This window comes from Herbidospora daliensis, assembly GCF_001570585.1.
In the GTDB taxonomy this organism is placed as follows: Bacteria; Actinomycetota; Actinomycetes; order Streptosporangiales; family Streptosporangiaceae; genus Herbidospora; species Herbidospora daliensis.
This window is the reverse complement of sequence record NZ_BBXF01000004.1, coordinates 80,055-101,620: the sequence shown is the minus strand read 5'-3', so window position 1 is coordinate 101,620 and position 21,566 is coordinate 80,055. Positions and strand designations below refer to the sequence as shown.

Annotated in this window: 21 protein-coding genes; 15 read left to right on the top strand and 6 right to left on the bottom strand. The window is 71.8% G+C overall.

From position 1 onward, the window contains the following. Positions 1 to 17 precede the first annotated feature (17 nt). From AW274_RS20730 to egtD, 4 genes are read left to right on the top strand one after another with little or no spacing between them, the layout of a single operon-like run. Positions 18 to 1,247: a glutamate-cysteine ligase family protein gene (locus tag AW274_RS20730; protein WP_062436158.1), complete on the top strand. Its 1,230-nt coding sequence runs from the start codon at positions 18 to 20 to the stop codon at positions 1,245 to 1,247. Continuing rightward, positions 1,244 to 2,527, top strand: a complete 1,284-nt coding sequence (egtB, locus tag AW274_RS20725; RefSeq protein WP_062435082.1) for an ergothioneine biosynthesis protein EgtB — start codon at positions 1,244 to 1,246, stop codon at positions 2,525 to 2,527. The genes AW274_RS20730 and egtB overlap by 4 nt, the downstream gene beginning before the upstream one ends. Continuing rightward, complete coding sequence (gene egtC, locus AW274_RS20720; protein ID WP_062435079.1) at positions 2,527 to 3,234, top strand: ergothioneine biosynthesis protein EgtC; 708 nt, start codon at positions 2,527 to 2,529, stop codon at positions 3,232 to 3,234. The genes egtB and egtC overlap by 1 nt, the downstream gene beginning before the upstream one ends. Then, the gene (egtD, locus tag AW274_RS20715) at positions 3,231 to 4,181 is read left to right on the top strand and encodes an L-histidine N(alpha)-methyltransferase (RefSeq protein WP_062435077.1); all 951 of its coding nucleotides are present in this window, start codon (positions 3,231 to 3,233) and stop codon (positions 4,179 to 4,181) included. The genes egtC and egtD overlap by 4 nt, the downstream gene beginning before the upstream one ends. A gap of 156 nt (positions 4,182 to 4,337) precedes the next feature. Here egtD and AW274_RS20710 read toward each other — a convergent pair whose 3' ends face one another. Beyond that, positions 4,338 to 6,005 (bottom strand): sialidase family protein, encoded by a 1,668-nt coding sequence (locus AW274_RS20710; protein WP_083974594.1) that lies wholly within the window; start codon positions 6,003 to 6,005, stop codon positions 4,338 to 4,340. Positions 6,006 to 6,160: 155 nt separating this feature from the next. Between AW274_RS20710 and AW274_RS40465 the strand changes: the two genes are divergently transcribed. Then, positions 6,161 to 6,301, top strand: a complete 141-nt coding sequence (locus tag AW274_RS40465; protein WP_157520581.1) for a hypothetical protein — start codon at positions 6,161 to 6,163, stop codon at positions 6,299 to 6,301. A gap of 204 nt (positions 6,302 to 6,505) precedes the next feature. Here AW274_RS40465 and AW274_RS20705 read toward each other — a convergent pair whose 3' ends face one another. After that, positions 6,506 to 7,477 carry a pirin family protein gene (locus AW274_RS20705; RefSeq protein ID WP_062435071.1) on the bottom strand — a complete coding sequence of 324 codons (972 nt, stop codon included), beginning with the start codon at positions 7,475 to 7,477 and terminating at the stop codon, positions 6,506 to 6,508. Positions 7,478 to 7,556: 79 nt separating this feature from the next. On the opposite strand from AW274_RS20705, the gene AW274_RS20700 reads away from it, so the two are divergent. Continuing rightward, positions 7,557 to 8,318, top strand: coding sequence for a putative hydro-lyase (locus tag AW274_RS20700; RefSeq protein ID WP_062435069.1), 762 nt, complete (start codon positions 7,557 to 7,559; stop codon positions 8,316 to 8,318). Between the two features lies 1 nt (position 8,319). On the opposite strand, the gene AW274_RS20695 is transcribed toward AW274_RS20700, so the two are convergent. Next, positions 8,320 to 9,702 (bottom strand): dihydrolipoyl dehydrogenase family protein, encoded by a 1,383-nt coding sequence (locus AW274_RS20695; RefSeq protein ID WP_062435067.1) that lies wholly within the window; start codon positions 9,700 to 9,702, stop codon positions 8,320 to 8,322. A gap of 84 nt (positions 9,703 to 9,786) precedes the next feature. Between AW274_RS20695 and AW274_RS20690 the strand changes: the two genes are divergently transcribed. Then, positions 9,787 to 10,767 carry an ATP-binding cassette domain-containing protein gene (locus tag AW274_RS20690; protein WP_062435065.1) on the top strand — a complete coding sequence of 327 codons (981 nt, stop codon included), beginning with the start codon at positions 9,787 to 9,789 and terminating at the stop codon, positions 10,765 to 10,767. Continuing rightward, a complete protein-coding gene (locus AW274_RS20685) occupies positions 10,764 to 11,612 on the top strand; it encodes an ABC transporter permease (RefSeq protein WP_062435063.1) in 849 nt (282 codons plus the stop codon). Before AW274_RS20690 ends, AW274_RS20685 begins: the two co-directional genes overlap by 4 nt. Positions 11,613 to 11,615: 3 nt before the next feature. On the opposite strand, the gene AW274_RS20680 is transcribed toward AW274_RS20685, so the two are convergent. From AW274_RS20680 to AW274_RS20670, 3 genes are all read right to left on the bottom strand, one after another. Next, positions 11,616 to 14,753: an ATP-binding protein gene (locus AW274_RS20680; protein ID WP_062435061.1), complete on the bottom strand. Its 3,138-nt coding sequence runs from the start codon at positions 14,751 to 14,753 to the stop codon at positions 11,616 to 11,618. Positions 14,754 to 15,268: 515 nt separating this feature from the next. After that, positions 15,269 to 15,706, bottom strand: a complete 438-nt coding sequence (locus AW274_RS20675; protein ID WP_062436156.1) for a GntR family transcriptional regulator — start codon at positions 15,704 to 15,706, stop codon at positions 15,269 to 15,271. Between the two features lie 139 nt (positions 15,707 to 15,845). Next, positions 15,846 to 16,619 carry a GntR family transcriptional regulator gene (locus tag AW274_RS20670; RefSeq protein WP_062435059.1) on the bottom strand — a complete coding sequence of 258 codons (774 nt, stop codon included), beginning with the start codon at positions 16,617 to 16,619 and terminating at the stop codon, positions 15,846 to 15,848. A gap of 84 nt (positions 16,620 to 16,703) precedes the next feature. Here AW274_RS20670 and AW274_RS20665 point away from each other — a divergent pair, with 84 nt between their 5' ends. The 7 genes from AW274_RS20665 (at position 16,704) to AW274_RS20635 (ending at position 21,346) form a co-directional block, all read left to right on the top strand. Then, on the top strand, positions 16,704 to 17,099 hold the full coding sequence (locus tag AW274_RS20665; RefSeq protein ID WP_062435056.1) for an ATP-binding protein: 396 nt from the start codon (positions 16,704 to 16,706) through the stop codon (positions 17,097 to 17,099). Then, positions 17,096 to 17,416, top strand: coding sequence for a hypothetical protein (locus AW274_RS20660; protein WP_062435052.1), 321 nt, complete (start codon positions 17,096 to 17,098; stop codon positions 17,414 to 17,416). The genes AW274_RS20665 and AW274_RS20660 overlap by 4 nt, the downstream gene beginning before the upstream one ends. Further along, positions 17,413 to 17,658, top strand: a complete 246-nt coding sequence (locus AW274_RS20655; protein ID WP_062435049.1) for a hypothetical protein — start codon at positions 17,413 to 17,415, stop codon at positions 17,656 to 17,658. The genes AW274_RS20660 and AW274_RS20655 overlap by 4 nt, the downstream gene beginning before the upstream one ends. A 98-nt stretch (positions 17,659 to 17,756) precedes the next feature. Then, positions 17,757 to 17,957 carry a hypothetical protein gene (locus AW274_RS20650; protein WP_062435046.1) on the top strand — a complete coding sequence of 67 codons (201 nt, stop codon included), beginning with the start codon at positions 17,757 to 17,759 and terminating at the stop codon, positions 17,955 to 17,957. An 85-nt stretch (positions 17,958 to 18,042) separates the two neighbouring features. Continuing rightward, entirely contained in the window at positions 18,043 to 18,942 is a 900-nt protein-coding gene (locus tag AW274_RS20645; protein ID WP_083974592.1) for a DUF2637 domain-containing protein, read from the top strand. Then, positions 18,939 to 19,223: a hypothetical protein gene (locus tag AW274_RS20640; RefSeq protein WP_062435040.1), complete on the top strand. Its 285-nt coding sequence runs from the start codon at positions 18,939 to 18,941 to the stop codon at positions 19,221 to 19,223. Before AW274_RS20645 ends, AW274_RS20640 begins: the two co-directional genes overlap by 4 nt. After that, complete coding sequence (locus AW274_RS20635) at positions 19,220 to 21,346, top strand: hypothetical protein (protein WP_157520575.1); 2,127 nt, start codon at positions 19,220 to 19,222, stop codon at positions 21,344 to 21,346. The genes AW274_RS20640 and AW274_RS20635 overlap by 4 nt, the downstream gene beginning before the upstream one ends. Positions 21,347 to 21,566: the final 220 nt, after the last annotated feature.

Sequence of the window (21,566 nt, the reverse complement as noted above, 5' to 3'; positions counted from 1 at the left end):
CGCGGATCTGAGTGGTCATGGCCGATGTGCTGGCATACGCGGAAGGCTGTTTCACCGGGAGCCCCGGCGATCAGGTCGGAGTCGAGCTGGAGTTCCTCGTCCACGATGTGACCGACCCTGCGCTGACCGTCCCCATCGCGCGCACCACCGGAGCCCTCGGCGGGCTGACCCTCCCCGGCGGCAGCGTGATCACCTTCGAACCGGGGGGACAGGTCGAGCTGTCCGCCCCACCGGGCTCCCTCCCGGCGGCCGTGGCCGCGCTCCAGGAAGACGTCGATCGAGTACGTTCCGCGCTCGCCGCCGCCGGCCTCACCCTCGGCCGGTCGGGGCTCGACGGCCACCGGCGTCCGCTGCGCCAGCTCCACACCCCGCGCTACGACGCCATGGCCGCCTGCCTGGGCGAGCCCTACGGGGCGCTGATGATGTGCTCGACCGCGTCGATCCAGGTCAACCTCGACTTCGGCGCCGACCCGGTCACCCGCTGGCGGCGGTCCCACCTGTTCGGGCCGGCGCTGGTGGCGGCGTTCGCCAACTCGCCGGGGCCGGTGCCCTGGTTCGGCTCGTGGTTGTCGGGCCGGCAGGCCGTCTGGCTGGCCCTCGACCCGTCGCGCACGGCACCCGTCGGGGCGGCACACCTGGCCGTCGACGGATCGGGCGGCCATTCGTGCGCCGTGTGCGACGGGTCCGGCGGGTCCGGCGGAAAGGCGCCCGGCCGCGGGCATCCGTCCGCCGACTGGGCCGACTACCTGCAGACCGCGAAGCTGATGCTCGTCAAGGAGATCGACGGGTCCTGCCGGCAGACGGCCGACGGACCCCGGTTCCGCGACTTCCGGCAGGTGGCGGGGCGTGCGCCGACCCCCGACGACCTGGCCTACCACGCCACCACCCTCTTCCCGCCGGTCCGGCCGCGCGGGTTCATGGAGATCCGCTACCTCGACGCCCTCGGGCCGGTCGCCTGGCCGGTCGCCGTGGCCGTCGCCTACGCCCTGATCGTCGACGACGAGGCCGCCTCCCTGGCCGCCGCCGACGCGATGGCCGTCGCCGGGCAGTGGTCGGAGGCCGCCCGGTGCGGGCTCGCCGCCCCGGCCTTCCGGCAGGCCGCCGTCACGGCCTTCCGGGCCGCCGCCGCCGCGCTGCCCCGGTGGGGCGCGCCGTCCAGCCTGATCGACCAGGTCACCGACTACGCCGTGCGGTTCGTCGAACCCGGCCGGTCCCCGGCCGCCGACCTCCTCTTGGAGACGCGATGAAGGAACAGATCGCCGCCCAGCTTCTTGCCGTGCGCGACCGATCTCTCAGCTACACCGACGCCGACGACCACCTCCTCGTCCGCCAGCACTCCCCGCTGATGTCACCACTGGTCTGGGACCTCGCCCACGTCGGCAACTACGAGGAACTCTGGGTGCTGCGCGAGGTCGGCGGCATCACGCCGCTGCGCCCCGAGATCGACGACATCTACGACGCGTTCAAGACCCCCCGCCGCGACCGTCCGTCGCTGCCGATGCTGGGCCCGGCCGAGGCCCGCAAATACATCGAGGGTGTACGCGGCCGCGTGCTCGACGTCCTCGACAAGGTCGACTTCGACGACCCGAACCCGCTGAAGTCGGGCGGTTTCGTGTTCGGGCTGGTCATCCAGCACGAACACCAGCACGACGAGACCATGCTGGCCACCCTCCAGCTGTCCCGCGAGCCCGGCCTCGTCGGCGACGGCGACCTGCCCGCCGGGCGGCCGGTGGCGGGCGAGGTGTTCGTCCCTGGCGGCCCCTTCACCATGGGCACCGACCTCAACCCGTGGGCCTACGACAACGAACGCCCCGCCCACACGGTCGACCTGGCCGCCTACTGGATCGACCGCGTGCCCGTCAGCAACGGCGACTTCTTGGCCTTCGTCGAAGACGGCGGCTACCGCGACCCGCGCTGGTGGCACCCCGAGGGCTTCCGGCTGGGCTTGCAGGCCCCGCTGTTCTGGACCCGCGACGACGGCGGCAGCTGGTGGCGCACCCGCTTCGGCCGGGCCGAGCTGATCCCGCCCAACGAGCCGGTCCAGCACGTCAGCTGGTACGAGGCCGACGCCTACGCCCGCTGGGCGGGCAGACGGCTGCCGACCGAGGCCGAATGGGAGAAGGCGTGCGCCTGGGACCCCGAAACGGGCCGCGCCCGCCGCTACCCGTGGGGTGAGGAACCGCCCGCCCCCGGCCTGACCAACCTCGGCCACCGCGCCGCCCGCCCGGCGCCCGTCGGCGCTTACCCGGCCGGGGCGAGCGCCTACGGCGTCGAGCAGATGGTCGGCGACGTCTGGGAGTGGACGTCCTCGACGTTCCAGCCCTACCCGGGCTTCCGCGCCTTCCCCTACCGGGAATACAGCGAGGTCTTCTTCGGGCCCGACTACCGCGTGCTGCGCGGCGGCTCGTGGGCCGCCGACCCGGCCGCCGTCCGGGCGACCTTCCGCAACTGGGACTATCCGCAGCGCCGCCAGATCTTCTCCGGGTTCCGCTGCGCCCGCGACGCTTCGCCGGGGGAGGCTCGCTGATGTGCCGCCACGCCGCCTGGCTCGGCGAACCGCGCCCGCTGTCGTCGCTGATCCAGCAGCCCGACCACGGCCTGCTCAAACAGTCCTACGTACCGAGACGGCAGCGCTGGGGCACCGTCAACGCCGATGGTTTCGGCATGGGCTGGTACGCCCACGACCGCGTCATCCGATATCGCCGATCCATCCCGATGTGGGCCGACGCCAACCTCGAAGGCCTGGCCGCCTCGGCGATCTCCGGCTGCCTGATCGCGGCGGTGCGCTCCGCCACGGTCGGCATGCCGATCGAGGAGACCGCCACCGCCCCCTTCATGGAGGGGAAGTGGCTGTTCAGCCACAACGGCCGCGTCCCCGGCGAGGCGCTGAGCGGCCTGAAGGCCCACGAGGCCGAGAGCACCTGCGACTCGGCCAAGCTCGCCGCCGGCGTGTTCGCGCTCGGCCGGCTGGGCTGGAGCCTCGGCGACGCGATCGCCGAGGTCACCATGGCCGCCGGGGGCGCCGACGCGGAGGCGAGGGTCAACCTCCTCGCCACCGACGGCCAGACGATCGCGGCCACCACCTGGGGCGACACGCTCTTCGTCCGGTCACTCCCCGAGGGGGTGCTGGTGGCCAGCGAGCCGCTTGACGACCGGGACGACGGCTGGGTCAGCGTGCCCGACCGCACGCTCGTGCTCGTCACGCCCGACGGAATCGACTGGAGGGACCTGTGAACCTGATCGACGCTGACTACCTGCGGCAGGCGCTGGAGCACGACGTCCGCGCGGGCCTGACGGCGGCGCCGAAATGGCTGCCGCCCAAGTGGTTCTACGACGCCTGCGGGAGCGAGCTCTTCACCAAGATCACCCGGCTGCCCGAGTACTACCCGACCCGGCGCGAGCTGGCCATCCTCAAGGCCCACGCCCGCGAGATCGCCAAGGTCAGCGGCGCCGCCACCCTGGTCGAACTGGGTTCGGGCACCTCGGAGAAGACCGAACTGCTCCTCGACGCCCTCGCCTCGGCCGGGACCCTGCGCACCTACATGCCGGTCGACGTCGACTCGGTCACCCTCAAAGCGGCGGCCGACCGCCTGTCGGAGCGCTTCGAGGTGGTCGGCGTCTGCGCCGACTTCGAGAACCACCTGTCACGGCTGCCGCAACGCCAAGACCGGATGGTCGCCTTCCTCGGCGGCACGATCGGCAACCTCGAACCGCCCGCCCGCGAGGTCTTCTTCAAGGAACTGCGCTCGACCCTGACCGACGGGGAGACCTTCCTGCTCGGGGCCGACCTGGTGAAGGACACCTCCCGGCTGATCGCGGCCTACGACGACTCGGCCGGGGTGACGGCCGCGTTCAACCGCAACGTCCTGCGCGTGATCAACCGCCGCCTCGACGCCGACTTCGTGCCCGCCGACTTCGCCCACGTGGCGATCTACGACACCGACAACGACTGGATCGAGATGCGGCTGCGGGCGACCAAGGACATGGTCGTCCACGTGCGGGCGCTGAACCTGACGGTGATGTTCGCCGAGGGGGAGGAGATGCGCACCGAGATCAGCGCCAAGTTCCGGCGGTCGGGCCTGACCCGCGAACTGGCGATGGCGGGCTTCGAGGTCGAGCGGTGGTACACCGACCCCGACGACGACTTCGCCCTGGTGTTGTCCCGGGCGGTGCCCCGCTGACCTTTTCGGGACGAAGCCAATCAGCGCGGCCGGCCGATCATCGGGCGGCCGCGTGGCTTTGCCCGATAACGGATAATCGGCGAATATGAGCGGCGCGCATATTCATGAATCTGAGCCCAGCTCAACAATCGTCATTGTCGAGAAATTCAAAGCCGGTCAGGCCGGGTTCTCGTCGATCGTCGGGGTCAGGCGGGTCCAGTCGATCCGGGCCTCGGCCGTGTTTCCGCCGCGGGTGCCCATCACCCAGTGGCTCAGTTGCGGGGTCTCGCCGCTGTCCTGGATCACCCATGTCACGCCTGTGTCGGCGCCGTCGCGGAACAGGCGGGCCACGCCCGCGCTGTCGGTCACGACCTTCCACACCGCCGGACCCGACGAGGTCGCCAGGATGCGTTCCCAGGTCGAGGAGCCCTTGCGCATGGTCCAGACGCCGCCCTTCTGGACCGTCAGCATGAGCCGCCGGGCCCCGTTGCACACCTTCGTGCCCAGGCAGACGCCCTGGCCGGTGGCGGGGTCGAGCGCGCTGTCGTCCACGACCTGGCCGTGGAACTCGACCGTGAAGTCGCACATCTCGGCGAGCGGTCTGCGGGCGCCGACCGCCTTGGCCGTCGTGGAGCGCAGGCGCAGGCCGCCGTCGGAGCCGAGCGTCGCGCCCGCGTCGAGGGTCCAGCGGCCGGGGGCCAGGTCCTTGGGCAGGGGGGTGGTCAGGGTCAGGCGGGCGACCTTGATCTCGATCTGGTTGTGCTCCCAGACGACGGCGAGCACGCCAGGGGAGATCTCGGCGGCGCTCGGGTAGACGTCCCAGCCGCGCGCGGTGGTCCTGGTCAGGCGGGGGCCGTCGGCGAACAGGCGGCCGGGCTGCCAGGGTTCGCCCCGGTCGGCGACCTTGTAGTGGAGGACCTCGCGGAAGCGGTCGGGGCGGGGTTCCCTGATCGGGCCGGCGAAGGTGTTGTAGAGGGCGATCTCCCGGCCGGTCGAGTCGATCATGAAGAAGGTCTTCACGTAGTAGTTCGGCAGGTCGGGGTGGAGCCGCATGGGTGCCCAGGTCAGACCGCCGTCGGTGCTCGTGGTGGTCGCGCAGTGGGCGGCCGAGACGCGGTAGTGAGGTTCGCGGTCCTCCGGCCGGGCGCGGCGCACGAGCGCCCGGGTCACCATCACCAGCGTGCCGTCGGGGCGCAGGCCGATCTGGGGTTCCTCGACGCCGACGCCGGGCGGGTTGGGCGCGAGCGCGCCCGCCTTCCAGGTCTTCAGGTCGGTCGAGCGCAGCACCGCCGCCTGCGACGCGCCGGCGCCCTGACGCCAGAACGGGACCGTCCACACCTCGCCCACCTTGACCGGTTTGCCGGCCACCACGACCCCCCGGGTGTTGGGCGGCACGTCGACCGTGATCGGCTGGTCGGCCCAGGTCGCGCCGCCGTCGGGGGAGCGCTTCAGGGTCAGGTGGACGGGGAATCCGTCCACCTCCGACTCCTCGCGGTCCTCGGCGACGGTGATGCGGCCGAGGAGGGCGTACACGAAGGAACCCTCGGTGAAGAGCATCGCGTAGTGGTAGCGGTGGGTGTCGGTCGCCGCCGCGAGGGTGCCCTTCCGCCAGGTCGCGCCGCCGTCGGCGGTGACGGCGAACCTGATGGCGCCCTGGTCGGTGGGGGTGCGGTCATGGGGGTCCGGTAGGCCGGAACGCCAGCACACGATCCACCGGCGCGCGTCGAGGGCGACGATGTCGGGCACCCGGTTGCCCTCGCGGGCCAGTTCGCCCGCCGCGTCGCGGACCACGGTCGCGTCGACGACGACGGGACGGCTCACGCCCGCGCCCACCATTTCACTCATGGCACACCACCGAAGCGAACCGTTTGGCCGCTTTCAATAGACAGAAGATGAAATATGGGGCTTCGACCTGCTGATCAGTCGAGCGGCAAGCGAACTGCAAGCGATACCGAATACAACTAACTCACGCGAAACACGCTTTATCGGGGGATATTGACATGCGTACCACCCGGCTCATCCTGCGGCGGACCGATCTCCACGACGGCCCGCGCCGCGACGAGGAGTTCGACCGGACCGGGGAGTTCCGCCGCCCCTCGACCGACCACCGGCCCAAGGGAAGTCGGCGCGTTCGCGATTGATCGTCGGTGGCCCGGGAACTGGTCGGTCCCACGGTCAGTTCCCGCGCCTACCGCACGGGAACCAACGGGTAACAGGTATACCGTCCCGCCACCCGCGGGTGGACGGGATGTCGCGGATCTCGGCGAGTTTGGCGCACAGCTCGCCGAGATCCACCCGTTTTCCCGGGCTTCTCGTGGCCCGACCGTAGGGCCCTGTTCAGGTGATCAGTGGTGGCCCGCCGGGATCGTGCCCAGCCGGCCCGCCTGGAAGTCCTCGAACGCCTGCTTCAGCTCCGCCTCCGTGTTCATCACGAACGGCCCGTAGTGCGCCACCGGCTCGCCGATCGGCTTGCCGCCGAGGATGATCACTTCCAGGTTCGGCGACCGGGTGTCCTGGGTCTTCGCCGCCGTCAGGGTGATCGTCTCGGCCTGGGTCGCCCCGAAGCCCTCGTACACGGCCAGCCGGCCCATTTCGAGAGGCTGGCCGTCGCTCCCCGCGGTGCCCCGGCCCGACAGGACGTACGCGAGCGCGTTGAAGTCGGAGCGCCACGGGATCGACAGGCGCGCCCCGGGGGTGATGCTCGCGTGGATGAGCGTGATGGGCGTGTGGGTGGCTCCCGGGCCGAGGTGGCCGGCCACGTCGCCGGCGATCACGCGGACCAGCGCGCCGCCGTCGTGGCTGCTCAGCAGGACCACGTTGGATCGCCCGATGTCCTGATATTTCGGCGCGAGCATCTTCGACTTCGAGGGCAGGTTCACCCAGAGCTGGATGCCGTGGAACAGGCCGCCCTTCTGGACGAGCCACTCCGGCGGGGCCTCCTTGTGGAGCAGGCCCGACCCGGCGGTCATCCACTGGGTGTCGCCGTTGGTGATCGTTCCGCCGCCGCCGTGGGAGTCGGTGTGGTCGAAGACGCCGTCGATGATGTACGTCACCGTCTCGAAGCCCCGGTGCGGGTGCCACGGGGTGCCCTTGGGCTCGCCCGGCGCGTAGTCCACCTCGCCCATCTGGTCCATCATGATGAACGGATCGAGATACTTTGGCTTGATCGTGGCCAGCGCTCTCCTGACCGGGAATCCCTCGCCCTCGAAACCGGTGGGCGCGGTGGCGACGGTCAGGACCTTGCGCTCGTGCACGGCCGCCATGGGCTCGGGCAGCCGGGGGAGGGTGAGCGGGTTGTCCACGGTTACGGCGGGCATCTGGGGGCTCCTTCCTGCTTTCTTGGCTATGGACCCACAACTTGGTTGAGCTTTCAACTATTCCGGAGGACGTTCCCGTATGACCCCTCACGAGGCCCGGAGCAGGTTCCGGGCCGGGCTGAAGACGCCCACCGCAGGGTGGTGTCCCGGGTACGCCCAGGCCAACCTGCTCGCCGTGCCCGCCGACCTCGCATACGACATGCTGCTCTTCGCGCAGCGCAATCCCAAGCCCTGTCCCATCCTCGAAGTCGGAGATCCTGGGGCCACCAGTCTGCCGATCTTCGCGGGCGACCTGCGCACCGATCTGCCGGGATACGTGGTGTACGAGAACGGCGCCCCCGTCGCCGAGGTGACCGACGTGACCCGGTTCTGGCGCGACGACCTGGTGCCGTTCCTCATCGGCTGCAGCTTCACCTTCGAAGACGCCCTGGTCAAGGAGGACATTCCGGTCAGGCATCTGGAGGCGGGCTCGAACGTGCCCATGTACCGCACCTCGGTGCCGTGCCGGCCCGCCGGGCGGTTGTCGGGGCCGCTGGTGGTGTCGATGCGGCCGATCCCGGCCGGGCGGGTGACCGACGCGGTCCGGGTGTCGGCGCGTTATCCGGCGGTGCACGGCGCGCCCGTCCACATCGGCGACCCGGCGGGCCTGGGGATCGACGACCTCGACGCGCCCGACTTCGGCGACCCGGTCGAGGTCCGGCCGGGGGAGGTGCCGGTGTTCTGGGCCTGCGGGGTCACCCCGCAGGCCGCGGTGATGGCGGCCGGAGTCCCGTTCGCGATCGGCCACGCGCCGGGGCACATGGCGATCACCGACGTGCGGGACTCCGCCTACCAGGTGTGACTCACAGGCCGTAGGCCTCCAGCAGGCGCAGCCAGACCTCGCTCACCGTCGGGAACGACGGGACCGCGTGCCAGAGCTTGTCGAGCGGCACCTCGGCGGTGATCGCGATGGTGGCGGAGTGCAGCATGTCCGCCACCGCCGGGCCCGCGAAGGTCATGCCGAGGATCACCTTGCGGTCCTCGTCGATGACGGCCTTCGCGCGCCCGATGTAGTTCTCGGCCGACAGGTAGGCGCCGGTGATGCCGCTCATGTCGTACTCGACGGAACGGACGTTGATCCCCCGCTCCCGCGCCACCTGCTCGGTGAGGCCGACGGCGGCCACCTGCGGGTCGGTGAAGATGACCTGGGGCACGCCGTAGTGGTCGGCCTGGTCGCGCATCGAGGGCAGGTCGTCGGGGCGGCGGTTGGCCCGCGCCGCGATCACGTCGCCGCAGAGCCGGGCCTGGTACTTGCCGATGTGGGTGAGCAGCGCCCGGCCGTTGGCGTCGCCGACCGCGTAGAGCCAGTCGTGGGCGACCGAGCGCATGCTGTCGTCGACCTCGATCGGGCGGGCGTCGGGCAGGCCGACGGTCTCCAGGCCGATGTCGGCGCCGATGGTGCGGCCGGCCGCGACGAGGATCTCGTCGGCGGTCAGCGTCGTGCCGTCGGACAGATGGGCCACGACCTCGCTGCCGGTCCGCTCGACCCGCTCGACCCGGGTGCCGAAGCGGATGTCGATCCCCCGCGCCACGAGCGCGTCGGCGACCATCGTGGCGGCGAACCCGTCACACCGTTCGAGCAGGCGGTGGCCGCGCACGACCATGGTGGTCTCGGTCGCGCCCAGCGCGTGCAGCGCCTGGGACATCTCGCACGCCACCACGCCGCCGCCCAGCACGATCAGCCGGCCCGGCACCTTCTTCACGCCGGTGGCCTCGCGGTTGGTCCACGGCTTGGCCTCGGCCAGGCCCGGGATCGGCGGGATGGTCGCCAGGCTGCCCGTCGCCACCACCACGGCGTGCCGCGCGGTCAGCACCCGGCCGCCGACGTCGACCTTCCGTTCACCGGCGATCCGCGCCCGGCCCCTGATGTACGTCGACGGCAGCGACTCCAGCCAGCGCGCCTGGCCGTTGTCGCTGTAGTCGTTCACCGCCCAGTCGCGCCGCGCCAGCACCGCCTGCACGTCGATCGGCCCGGCCGTCAGGCCCGGCGCCCGCTCGACCTCTCCGGCCAGGTCGACGGGGCGCAGCAGGGCCTTGCTCGGCACGCACGCCCAGTACGAGCACTCACCGCCCGCGAGCTCGGCCTCGATCACGGCCACCGACAGGCCGCCGCGTACGGCCCGGTCGACCACGTTCTCCCCGACCGGCCCCGCGCCCATAACGATCACGTCGAAGACGTCAGCCATCTCTTCCTCCCGTTGATCTCCGCTCTGACCGTATCTCGCGGGCCGCTAGATCCGATCTAGCACGCCGTCTCGCGCCCAAGGGGCATGACAGACACCGCGATCGAGACGAACGGTCTCGTCAAGGTCTTCGGCGACAACCGCGCCGTCGACGGGCTCGACCTCACGGTCCCGGCCGGCGCCGTGTTCGGCGTGCTCGGCCCCAACGGCGCCGGCAAGACCACGGCCGTCCGGATGCTGGCCACGCTGCTGCGTCCCGACGGCGGCTCCGCCCGCGTCTTCGGCCACGACGTCGTCGCCGAGGCCGACGCCGTGCGCTCCCTGGTCGGACTCACCGGCCAGTACGCCTCCCTCGACGAGGACATGACCGGCCGCGAGAACCTCATCCTCATCGGCCGCCTGCTGGGCTTCCGCAAACCGGCCGCCCGCGCCCGCGCCGACGAGCTCCTGGAGGCCTTCGGCCTCACGGCGGCGGCCGAGCGGCAGGTGAAGAACTACTCCGGCGGCATGCGGCGGCGGCTCGACATCTCGGCGACGCTGATGAACACGCCCCGGCTGCTGTTCCTCGACGAGCCCACGACGGGCCTCGACCCGCGCAGCCGCAACCAGGTGTGGGACATCGTCAGGGCCGTCGTCTCCTACGGCACCACGGTCCTGCTGACCACGCAGTACCTCGACGAGGCCGACCAGCTGGCCTCCCGGATCGCCGTGATCGACCACGGGAAGCTGATCGCCGAGGGCACGCCGGGCGAGCTCAAGTCGTCGGTCGGCGCGGGCACCGTCCACGTGCGGCTGCGCGACCCGGGCCAGCGGGCCGACGCCGAGAAGCTGCTCTCGGCCGCCCTGGGCGCGGCCGCGACCCCCGACCCCGACCCGCGCCGGGTCGTGGTCCGGGTGCCCGGCCACGGCACCGAGAGCGGCGCGGCCGAAGACGCCGCCCGCGCCCTGTCGGAGCTGGCCGCCGCCGGGATCGTCATCGACGACTTCTCCCTCGGCCAGCCCTCGCTCGACGAGGTCTTCCTCGCTCTCACCGACCACCCCGCCAGCGAAAAGGAGGCCGCGGCATGACCACCACCGTGACCGAGCCCCAGGAACAGACCTACGTCCCGGCCGCCGAGACCATCGGCGCGGTCCTCGACCCCCGGGAGCGGCCCGCCCGGCCGAGCGCGTGGTCGGCGTCGATGACGTTCGGCTGGCGCGCCGTCCTGAAGATCAAACATGTGCCGGAGCAGCTGTTCGACGTGACGGCGTTCCCGATCATGATGACGCTGATGTTCACCTACCTGTTCGGCGGCGCGCTGGCCGGGTCGACCGGGGAGTACCTGCAGTTCCTGCTGCCCGGGATCATGGTGCAGAGCGTCGTGATGACCACCATGTACAGCGGGCTGGCGGTGAACATCGACATCGCCAAAGGCGTGTTCGACCGGTTCAAGTCGCTGCCGATCTGGCGGCCGGCGGCGCTGGTGGGCAACTTGCTGGGCGACGTGCTGCGTTACGTGCTGGCCTCGGTGGTGATCACCGTGGTCGGGCTGATCCTGGGCTTCCGGCCCGGCGGCGGCGTGATGGGCGTGGCGGCCGGCATCGGGCTGCTGGTCGTGTTCTCGTTCGCCTTCTCGTGGATCTGGACGATGTGCGGCCTCTACCTGCGCAGTGAGAAGTCGGTGATGGGGGTCAGCATGCTCGTGCTGTTCCCGCTGACCTTCCTGAGCAACATCTTCGTCGACCCGTCGACCATGCCGGGGTGGCTGCAGGTGTTCGTCGAGGTCAACCCGATCACCCGGCTGGTGGCGGCGGTGCGGTCGCTGATGGCGGGCACCCCCGACATGGGCGAGCTCATGTGGGTGTTCGTCGCCACGGCGGCGCTGCTGGCGATCTTCGGGCCGCTGACCATGCGGGCCTACAACCGCAAGTAGCCGCTAGAGCCGCCAGCGCACCGGCGAGGGCGGCCGGTAGCCGCACGACGAACCGGTGCTGATCGACTCACGCAGGTGGGAGGCGAGAGACGGATGGCGTTCGCCGAGCTTGCGCAGCGTGTCGCGGATGCGGGCGGTCACCGTCTTGCGGGCCCGCTCGGCCTCGTCGCCCAGCCGCCGGTCGCGTCCGGCCAGCCCGGCGGCGGCGCGCAGTTCGTCGAGCAGGGCCTGCCGCTCCCGGTCGAGGGCGGCGGCCCGGTCGTCGTCGCCCAGCCCGGCGGCCCGGTCGATCTCGTCGTCGAGCCGGGCCAGGTGGCGGCGGTAGCGGGCCTTGGCCTCGTCGTCGAGCACGGCGTCGCCGCCGAAGCTCCGCGCCGCGACCACCTCGCGGCCCCCTTCGGGGTCGAGCATGCGCACCGCCGGGACGTCGGTGCCCGGCGAGCCCAGGAGCAGGTGGAGGTCGCGCAGGCCCTTGGCGTCGGGCATGCGGACCACCAGGTCGTCGTAGGCCAGCTCCCACACGTCGCCGTCGCGGCGGAACGTGGGCGCGAGCCGGGCGGGCCGCGCCGGCACGTCGATCTGGGCCGGCCGGAGCTCCGCGACCTTCCGGCGGATGTGCCGCATGCCCAGCTCGGCGGCCTCGGCCGCCGCCTCGTCGAGCACCACCCCAGCCTGCATCGGCTCGCCGGCGGCCACCAGCGCCCGGCCCAGCCCCACCCGCGCCTCGACGACCCACGGCCGGGCCTGGAACGCCACCGCGGAGTCGCGGGCGGCGGTGAAGCGGGCGACCGCCTCCTCCCACCGGCCGCGCGAGGCGGCCAGCACGCCGAGCCAGTGGTCGACCGGCCCGGCGATGTCGCACCCGCCGATGCTGACCAGCCAGCCGCCCGAATGGGGGGTGAGCGTCTCGGTCGCCCACTCGGCCAGTTCGGCGTCGGCCGACTCGGCCGCCGCGTGGGCGATGAACCGCAGCCCGAGCGGGGCGAAGCTGCGCGGATAGGCCGCGACGCCGTCGTCGGGCAGGACGGCCATCGCGGTGGCGAGGTCGCCGGCCTGCAGGGCGGTGATGCCCCTCAGCAGCTCGACCTGGGCGTGGCCCGACGACTCCAGGCGCGTCAGCACCGCCGGGATCTCGCCGAACCGGCCCTGGTGCAGCAGCGCCGCCCACAACACGTGGTCGCTCATGAAGCCGAACATGTCGCGGCTGTCTTCGGCGATCACCTCCATGGCGCCGCGCAGGAACTCCTCGGCCTCGGCGAACCGGCCGGCCAGGGTCATGATGATCGACTGGTCGACGCGGGCGGCGAAGATCATGCGTTCGCCGCCGACCCGCAGGGCGAAGGCGGTCGACTCGGCGAACTGGTCGAGATAGGCGGGATCGCCCGCCTCCAGCAGCGCCACCCAGCGCAACGAGGCGGCGAAGTGCTCGGTGTCGGTGTCGGAGGCGCGCCGGGCGACCGTCTCCATCTCGCTGGTCAGCTCGATGCGCTGGGCGGCCGTGCCCAGCCCGAACAGCACGTCGTGGCGGGCGGCCAGGCCGAAGGTCAGCGCCTCGTGGTCGTCGCCCGCGCGGGCGACCGCCGCGATGTGGACGGCCAGCCGGTCGGCCATCGCGTCGGTCGTGGCCGGCGGGCCGCCGATCAGCGCCCGGTAGGCCTCTTCGACGACCTCGGTGCTGCGGCCGCCGGCGAGCCTGCCGGTCATGCTGGGGCCGTCGATCCGGTAGTAGCTGATCGCCACCCGGGCCAGCACGTCGGCGTCGCCGGTCTGCCGGGCGAAGGTCCAGGCCGATTCGAGGGTGGCGCGGGTCTCGTCGAGGTCGTCGAGGTGGAACAGGCAGGAGCTCAGCTCCATCGCGATCATCGCCCGGCGGCGCGGTTCGAGGCCCTCGCCCCGGTCGGCGGCCCGCCGCAGGTGGCCGATCGACTCGTCGATGGCCATGCGCCCGTGGGCCTCGCCGGCCGCCGACAACAACCGCTCGACCGCGACCGACGGCGGCAGCTCGCGGCCCGCCTGGTAGGCGTGCCGCGCCTGGTCGGCGGGCAGCAGGTGGGCCGTCAGCGCCGGGTCGGCGTCGAGGGCGGTGATCACCCGGGCGTGCCGCGCGGCGGCCTCGTCGCCGAGCGACTCGTAGAGCGTCTCGCGGACGAGATCGTGGGCGAACGCCAGCCGTCCTTCGGGCAGCTGGACGACCAGCCGGGCGGCCACGGCCTGCCCGAGCAGCCCGTCGACGCGGGCGGCCGGCAGCCCGGCCAGCGCCGCCAGCACGTCGCGGTGGAACTCGCGCCCCAGCACCGACGCGTCGGTCAGCAGGCCGGCCACCTGCGGCGGCAGCAGCGAGACCCGTTTCTGCAGCGCGTCGCGCACCCCGGGCGCGATGGCCGTCACCGACCCGCCGCCCTGCCAGAGCCGGGTGGTCTGCTCGACGAAGAACGGGTTGCCGCCGGTCCGCCGGTGGACCTCGTCGACCAGCTTCGGTTCGGGCACCCGCCCGGCGGTGCGGGCCATCAGCGCGCCCACCTCGTCGCGCGCCAGCCCGCTCAGCGAGATGCAGGTGGCCTTCGCCACCAGCGGCATGATCAGCGGCGCCAGCGGATGGCCGGGCGCCTCGGCCTCGACGTCGCGGTAGGTGCCGAGCAGCAGCAGCCGCTCGAACCAGGTGTGCTGGGCGGCGAACTCCAGCAGCTTCAGCGACGCCGTGTCGGCCCAGTGGAGGTCGTCGAGCACCACCACGACCGGGCGGCTCTGCGCCACCGCCACCAGCGCCGTCGTCACCGCGTCGTAGAGCCGGAAGCCGTCGAGCACCTCCTTGCCGCCGCCCGACCGCTCGCCCAGCAGGATGGCCAGCACGTCGGCGGCCTCGGCCCCCACCGCCGACCACTCGCCGGCCCGCCGCAGCGCCCGGATGACCTGCACCCACGGCCAGTAGCCCGGCGCGCCTCCCGACTGCCAGCACGACCCGCCGAGCACCAGGGCCCCCGCCCGTCTGGCGTCTTCGACCCCGCCGGTGACCAGGGTGGTCTTGCCGATCCCGGCCTCGCCGGTGACGAGCACCAGACCGCCGTGGCTGTCGAGGGCCCGGCCGATCTCGGCGCGCAGCACCCCCGCGGGATGGTCGCGCCCGATGAGCTGAGAGTCCATCAGATCCTCCGGACGGGGAGATCGGGAGCGGGCGGGCGGGAGAAACCGCCCCCTACGGGGAGCGGAGGAGTAGCTCCTCTACGCTATCGACCGACGCCGACATTTTGCGTTGTGAAACCAGTCCGGGGATCATGCAGAATGAGGCACTGAGCGCCCTTAGCTCAGCCGGATAGAGCAGTGGACTTCTAATCCCCGAGCCGTGCCAGTTGTGCGCACCTGGGGTTTCCCATCTGCGACAGATATCGTTGCCCGTGAAATACTCTTCTGAGTTTCTTTGCAGGTCAGAGCCGGGTTGGCCCGGGGCGGTTAGGCGAACCTGCCGGTAGGGCCATCATTTCCAGTTGTGCCGATAGCGGGCTGACAGATGCCCGTAATGCGGGTTACGATCCCCGGGCACCGTCGCAGGCGAGGGGACCGGCCGCACTGTCGGTCTGACCCACCAGGCGAGACGCCGGCGGTGCGGCCCCTGTGGGGGAGGGGTGGCCCCGGGCATTGCACGTGCCCGGGGTCACCCGTCAAGACGAGGTACTCCCGCCCTCGCCCTGCTCATCGTGACCAACCAGAGCGACCCTGTCTCCAGGGAGAACCTCTGGCTCTTGGCCCGGCCGCTCCACCACGAACACCGGCACCCCGGGTCCGAGGCTCATGGCCCGCTTCTCCAGGTCTGACGGCATCCGCGTCGTCGCCCGGACGCCTGGGCCCATGACGACTTCTGCCACCCGGGGCTGGCGTTCTCTGACCTGCGTCCCCCTGCGGGTGGTCACCACGCGGCCCTCGTTGCGGAGGATGTCGATCGCGCGGCGCACCGTGGCGCGGCCGACGCCGAAGACGTGCTCCATGGCCGGTTCGGTCAGCAGGTACTCGCCCGGCGCGAGTTCGCCGGCGTCGATCTGCGCGCGGATCCGGTCGGCCACCTGGTGGTAGCTGGGGACGCCGCTGTGCGGATCGATCATGGTTTTGGACCGTAGTAGGCACGTGTGGATCATCCGAACGTGCGCACGTACGCATCATGCGTATGTAGTCGACTACGTGCAGAAACACACGAAGGGCCGCCCTCCCCGGCGAGGGGAAGACGGCCCTTCGGCGGTCAGCTCACTCCTGGTCGTCCGGCGGATCGATACGCCAGCCGTAGACGAGCTCGAACAGATCGGCCGGCATCACGATGCTGGCCGTCTCCACCGCGCCCTCCTGGTCGGAGACGTAGGTCCGCTTGATGGTGAGCATGACGCTGCCGGGCGGCTTCTCCAGTCGCTGGCATTCGTCCGCGGTCCCGAGCCGGGCGCCGACGATCTCGTCGGTGCCGTCGATCCGCACCCCGATCGCGAGCATGCGCTCGACGACGCCGCGGCCAGCGTGGGGGCCTTCTTCGGGGAGGACGATCGCGGTTCCCCGGGTGAGGCGGAGTGGCTCCCAGCTCGTGGCGAGCATGACCGGGTCGTCGTCGGCCCGGTAGGTGTAGATCGTGCGAAGTGTGTCGGGTACGTCGCGCTCGGGGTCGTCGAGGCCGAGTCGTTCGCGGATCTCGGCGGGCGCCTGGGTGGTGCTGGAGTCGTAGTCCCAGCTCCCTCGACGGCCTTGCGCTTCCATTTCGGCGGCGAACGGCGACCCGGCGCGGCGGGCACGGTCCCAGCAGCGCGTGAGGGCGCGGAGCTGTGGCCGGGGCCGAACGCGTGTGCCTGATCCGGGCCTGGTGGCGACGAGGCCTTCGGCGACCAGTGTGCGGATAGCGGACTGGGCGGTGCCGTTGGTGACGCCGTGGGTGCGCATCAACGCAGGGATGGACGGCAGCTTGTCGCCTTCGGCTAGCTCGCCGGATGTGATTTTGCGCCGGAGGTCGTCGGCGATGCGCTGATAGGCGTGATCCACACGCCATAGCTTGACGTGCTTACCCCTAAGGTTGCAAGCTTGCCCCAATGCAGACAAGCCTTACGCCTAAGGTTGGTATCCCCTGTGAGTGAACCACCCGCCGCACTGGCCTCCTACAACCAGACGCTCCCCGGGACCGACGCCGCCCCCCGCCAGGCCGCCCAGTGGATCCGGACGATCGCCGAGCACGAGCAGCCCGACCTCGCCGACCGGGCCGCCGAAGTCGTCTACGCCCTCGTCGCATCGGCCGCCCGGCACACCCACGAGCGCGACCAGATCTCCGTCCGCGCGCAGATGCTCGACGGTGGCCAGCTGCGCGTCGAGGTCCGCGACCCGGCTGGCCGGCCGACCCGGCCCGGTCCCGCGGTGTGGGACGACGTGTCGCGGAAAGTGCGTGGTTTCGGGGCCCAGACGACCGGCTCGGAGCACCTTGCGTGGGTTGAGATCGGGCCCGAGGTGCTCGCGGTGAGGTCGCGATGACCACTCGCCGCACGTTCGGCCGCAGCCCGATCGCGACCAGCCGGCCGCCTATCCAGCCGCCCCGCCCCGACGCCAGCGAGCTCGACTGGCGCAAGGCGGACCTGTCCGCCGAGGTGCGCGTCGTCGACACCGCCTCTCCCGCCGACGGCACGGAGTACGAGCTGTGCGCCTCCCACGACACCGGCGAGCCGCTGCTGCGGATCCGGTGGCGCACCAGCACCGGCACACGCACCGACCGCCTGAAGGAGACGGCGCCCGCGCCCGAACCCGAGGTCGCCCTCCTGTGGGCCGACCTGCTGGCCGGGCGAGCGCGGTGACGGGCACCCGCTACGTGCAGGCCGTGATGGTGGGCCAGCAGCCGCTCCTAGCGCATGCCGCGTCGGAGACCGAGTTCAGGAACGCCATCAGGAACGCCCAGCACTCCGCCGACATCACCGCCGCCTTCAAGCCCGACTCGCTGTGCGGTGTGCAGGTCCTCGTGGACCACATCTCGTACCCGAAGACGTGGCACCCGGGCGTGGAGAACGCCTGCATGGCCTGCGTCGCCGCCCTCCCCTGAACCGCGTGGCCCCCGTCGCGGAGGCAGGCCGGGGTCCGGTCTCTGTCTTGGGAGAGCGGAGACCGGACCCCACCAACAACCTCAACCAGGAGACCGACATGGACCACGTACGCCGCCTCCCCCCGACCGCTTGGCGGCTCACCGTCGCCGCCTCCACCCTCCTCACGGTCGCCGCCACGGCCGGGTTCGCCATGAGCGACACGTGGGCCTGGCGCATCTACGCCGTCGCCGCGCTCACCGCCGCGGTGCTCGCCCTCCGGTGGCTCGACAGGAACCGGCCCCGCAAGCGCACCGCCTGAACGTACGACGGCCCCGTCTGAGCGATCGAAGCGCCAGACGGGGCCGGGCCCCAAGGACCACACCCCTACTCAGCAGGGATGCTCGATGACACATATTGAGGCCGCCGCCATCACGGCGCCAGTCCCCTTCGGCGTGCCGCTCCCGGCGGTCATCGTCGCCGCGATCCTCCTGATCGTCGGACTGGCGCTCGCCCCCCGCATCGCGGCCGCGATCCGCGCCCGCCGAGCCCGCGTCACCGCCGCCCCGTCCCGACTCGCCAGCACCGGCGAAATGGCGGTCGCGTCCCCCGCGATCCGGTGGGCGACGCTCGCTTTGGTGATCACCCTGGCGGGGGTCGCGTTCTTCGTCTCGTACCAGCACCTGTACGACCTCGCCATCGCCTACGGCGAGCCGCCACACACGGCACGCCTGTTCCCGCTGACGGTCGACGGGCTTATCATCGTCGCCTCGCTGATCATGATGTACTGCGCCCGCGCGGGCCTGGCTGTACCGGCCCTCGCACGGCTCGCCCTGTGGCTCGGCATCGCCGCCACCATCACCGGCAACGCGGCACACGGGTTCGCCTTCGGGTGGCAAGGCGCGCTGGTCAGCGCCGCTTCTGCGGTGGCGCTGGTTATCGCCTACGAGCTGCTGATGTGGCTCATCCGCACCATGCGGCACGCCACCCCGCCGCCCGTGCCCGAGCCCGTCGAGAAGGTCGTGTACCGCGACCGCCCGGTCACCGTCGAGGTCGAGCGCGAGGTACGCATCATCGCCCGCGACCGGTACGACGGCGCCCGCTGGGCCTACGAGGAGAGCCGCCAGCCGGGCCACCGGAAGATCGGGCGAAGAAGCCTGGCGACCCAGTGGGGAATCACCGAGCGGGAGGCAGAGCAGATCCAGGCGGACGTCGACGCCGAGCTCGCCGCCGCGAACGCCCCGGAGGCCCCTCTTCAGGGTGTCCTCGTCCCGGTCGGCTCCGTCAACGGATCGGAGGCGCCGTGATCGCCAACTTGCTCGTCCTCCTCGCCGCGCTGATCCTTCTATCCGCCCGCCCGGCCACCGCGTCGGCCCGCACCGGCCGCCAGCTCGCCGCCGCGGTGCGCGGTACGGGGTGGGCGCGGTGCGCCGGCCGGACCGTGTGGGCGGTGACCGTGGTCGTACTGCTGGTGCTCGCCAGCGTGGGCGCCGGGACCGGCCGGGCCGTCTACGCCGCGGCGTACGCGGTCGGGCTGGTCGGCGTCGGCCTGGCCGGGCTGGCTGTAGCCCGGGAGGTGGGGGCGTGAGGCGAGAGCACCCTCACCTTCAGCCCGTCCGCGAACCCGAGGACGCCCCCGAGCTGCCCGTGCTGCTGCCGCACGACCACGGCACCGACCTGGAGCCCGACGTCATCGACGGCGAGCTCGTCGACGAGCAGGAGACGCCCGAGGAGCCGTCGCGCCTGCCCGAGCGGATCGTTGGCCAGGTCGTGCGCCCGGCATCAATGTCCCGCCGGCTGCTGGAGTTTGCGTGGACCGTCGGGCTGGGCGCGCACTCATGGTGGGTACGGGCCTGGACTGGACGCAGCAGCGGGGTCGCCAAGCGGCAGATCCGCGGCGCGGAGGCCGCCGGTGACCTGGAGCGGCTGGACGCCTGGTGGGATCGCCAGCAGGCGGCGGCCCGGGACAGACACTCCCGGTCGATGGATCTGCCTCAGAAGGTGCTGGGCCGGGTCAAGGTGGCGGTCGGCGTCGTGCTCTGCGTGCTGATCGGCGTGCCCGCACTGCTGTCGGTGCTGTCGGGGGTGCTGGTCATGGCGGGTGCGGGCGATCCGGCCGCGCCGTGGCGGTGGGCCGGGTGGGTGATCCGGGCGGTCGTCGTGCTGGTGGAGATCGCCTGGTGGGCGGGAGTCGCCCTGGCGCCGGTGGTGCTGGTGATCGCCTTGTATCGGGAAGGTCGGCGGCAGCCGGGTACGCCGACGTGGCTGGTCGAGCCGTTGGAGCCGGTCGAGGACCGGGGCCCGATCCCGGACGAAGGGGCGATCCTGGCGGCGCTGAAGAATCTGGGGCTGGCGCCGCTGAACAAGGCCGCGAAGGACGGCTGGCGGCCGAGGATCCCGTTGCCGACGCAGCGGGACGGTGAGGGCTATCGGACGCAGCTGGTGCTGCCGCCGGGCGTCACCGTCGAGATGATCACCGAGAAGAAGAAGGTCCTGGCCCACAACCTGCTGCGCTTCCCCGTGGAGGTGTGGCCGACCGAGCCGCGCGACGCCCCGGGCGTGCTGGACCTGTGGGTCGCCGACCAGGGCTCCCTGTCCGGGCCGGTGCCGGAGTGGCCGCTGCTGAAGGCCGGCCAGGCCGACTACTTCCGGGGCGTCCCGGTCGCGGTGAACCTGCGCGGTAAGCCGATCACCGGGCGGCTATTCCAGGCGAACTACGCGCTGGCCGGGATCATGGGCAGCGGCAAATCGTCGCTGATCATCAACCTGTTGCTCGGGGCGATGCTCGATCCGCTCGTCGACATCGACGTGTTCGTGATGGCGGACAACGCGGACTACGACCCCATGCGGCCCCGGCTGCGGACGCTCATGTCGGGGCCCGGCGACGACGTGGTCGAGGCCTGCATGGACACCATGGACGACCTCTACGCCGATCTCACGGTGCGCGGCCAGGCGCTGCGCGACCACGGGATCCGCATGGCGACCCGGAGCGTCGCCGAGGTCGACGCGCGGCTCCGTCCCCGCGTCGCAGTGGTCGACGAATGCCAGGCGCTCTACCTGCACGACAAGCTCGGCGGCCGGGCCATCGACACCTCGGTGAAGCTGCTGAACGCGGCCCGGAAGTATGCGATCACGCTCATCCTCGCCACCCCCGAGGCGTCATCGGACTCGCTGCCCCGCAAGCTGATGGCCGTCTGCAGCTGTAAGGCGTGCTTCGCGATCGGCGACCAGACCAGCAACGACGCCGTGCTCGGCACCGGCAGCTACCGGGCCGGCATCTCCGCAGTGGGCCTGGAGCCCGCCACCGAGGAAGGCCCTGGCGACGTCGGCAAGTTCATGGCCCGCGGCTTTGAGCCGAAGCCCGGCCTGCTGCGCGGCTACTACGTGAACCAGCAGGAGGCCGGCGCGGTCGTCGAGCGGGCGATGCGGCTCCAGCAGCAGCACGGGCCCGGGGCGAGCTCCGGCGGGCGAGACCTGCTGGCCGACCTCGATGAGGTCCTCGGCGCCGAGCGCGTCCGGGTGGCCGACCTGCCGGGGATGTTGCGGCGGTTGGCTCCCGACTGGCCGCCTTATCAGACCATGACCGGCAGCTCACTGCGAGACGTCCTGAGCCGCGAGTACGGGGTGCGGACGACGAATGCGAAGAACGTTCTCCGGCTCGACCCGGCCGATCTCCGGCAGGCGCGGGCCCGGCTGGAAGCCGACGGGTGAGGTGCCGGCGCGGTCCGCGAAACCGCGCTCTGGGGCCGTCGCGAGGCCTCGATCTAACCCGCTTAACCCAGCTAACCCCGCCTGTTTTCGCAGGTCAGAACGACTATCCCTCGGGTTAGCCCCGAGGTGAGATCACTAACCCGGTTACCGCCCGCGCTAACCCCTCAGAGCGGGCGCTGCGGACGCGCGCTGGTGGCCAACGCGCGCGTCCGGAGCACCT

Excerpts from the sequence above, each read along its gene's own strand:
- AW274_RS20730 (WP_062436158.1), top strand. The coding sequence starts at position 18 with ATGGCCGATGTGCTGGCATACGCGGAAGGCTGTTTCACCGGGAGCCCC.
- egtB (WP_062435082.1), top strand. The coding sequence starts at position 1,244 with ATGAAGGAACAGATCGCCGCCCAGCTTCTTGCCGTGCGCGACCGATCT.
- egtC (WP_062435079.1), top strand. The coding sequence starts at position 2,527 with ATGTGCCGCCACGCCGCCTGGCTCGGCGAACCGCGCCCGCTGTCGTCG.
- AW274_RS20710 (WP_083974594.1), bottom strand. The coding sequence starts at position 6,005 with ATGAGTGAAATGGTGGGCGCGGGCGTGAGCCGTCCCGTCGTCGTCGAC.
- AW274_RS40465 (WP_157520581.1), top strand. The coding sequence starts at position 6,161 with ATGCGTACCACCCGGCTCATCCTGCGGCGGACCGATCTCCACGACGGC.
- AW274_RS20705 (WP_062435071.1), bottom strand. The coding sequence starts at position 7,477 with ATGCCCGCCGTAACCGTGGACAACCCGCTCACCCTCCCCCGGCTGCCC.
- AW274_RS20700 (WP_062435069.1), top strand. The coding sequence starts at position 7,557 with ATGACCCCTCACGAGGCCCGGAGCAGGTTCCGGGCCGGGCTGAAGACG.
- AW274_RS20695 (WP_062435067.1), bottom strand. The coding sequence starts at position 9,702 with ATGGCTGACGTCTTCGACGTGATCGTTATGGGCGCGGGGCCGGTCGGG.
- AW274_RS20690 (WP_062435065.1), top strand. The coding sequence starts at position 9,787 with ATGACAGACACCGCGATCGAGACGAACGGTCTCGTCAAGGTCTTCGGC.
- AW274_RS20685 (WP_062435063.1), top strand. The coding sequence starts at position 10,764 with ATGACCACCACCGTGACCGAGCCCCAGGAACAGACCTACGTCCCGGCC.
- AW274_RS20680 (WP_062435061.1), bottom strand. The coding sequence starts at position 14,753 with ATGGACTCTCAGCTCATCGGGCGCGACCATCCCGCGGGGGTGCTGCGC.
- AW274_RS20675 (WP_062436156.1), bottom strand. The coding sequence starts at position 15,706 with ATGATCGATCCGCACAGCGGCGTCCCCAGCTACCACCAGGTGGCCGAC.
- AW274_RS20660 (WP_062435052.1), top strand. The coding sequence starts at position 17,096 with ATGACCACTCGCCGCACGTTCGGCCGCAGCCCGATCGCGACCAGCCGG.
- AW274_RS20650 (WP_062435046.1), top strand. The coding sequence starts at position 17,757 with ATGGACCACGTACGCCGCCTCCCCCCGACCGCTTGGCGGCTCACCGTC.
- AW274_RS20645 (WP_083974592.1), top strand. The coding sequence starts at position 18,043 with ATGACACATATTGAGGCCGCCGCCATCACGGCGCCAGTCCCCTTCGGC.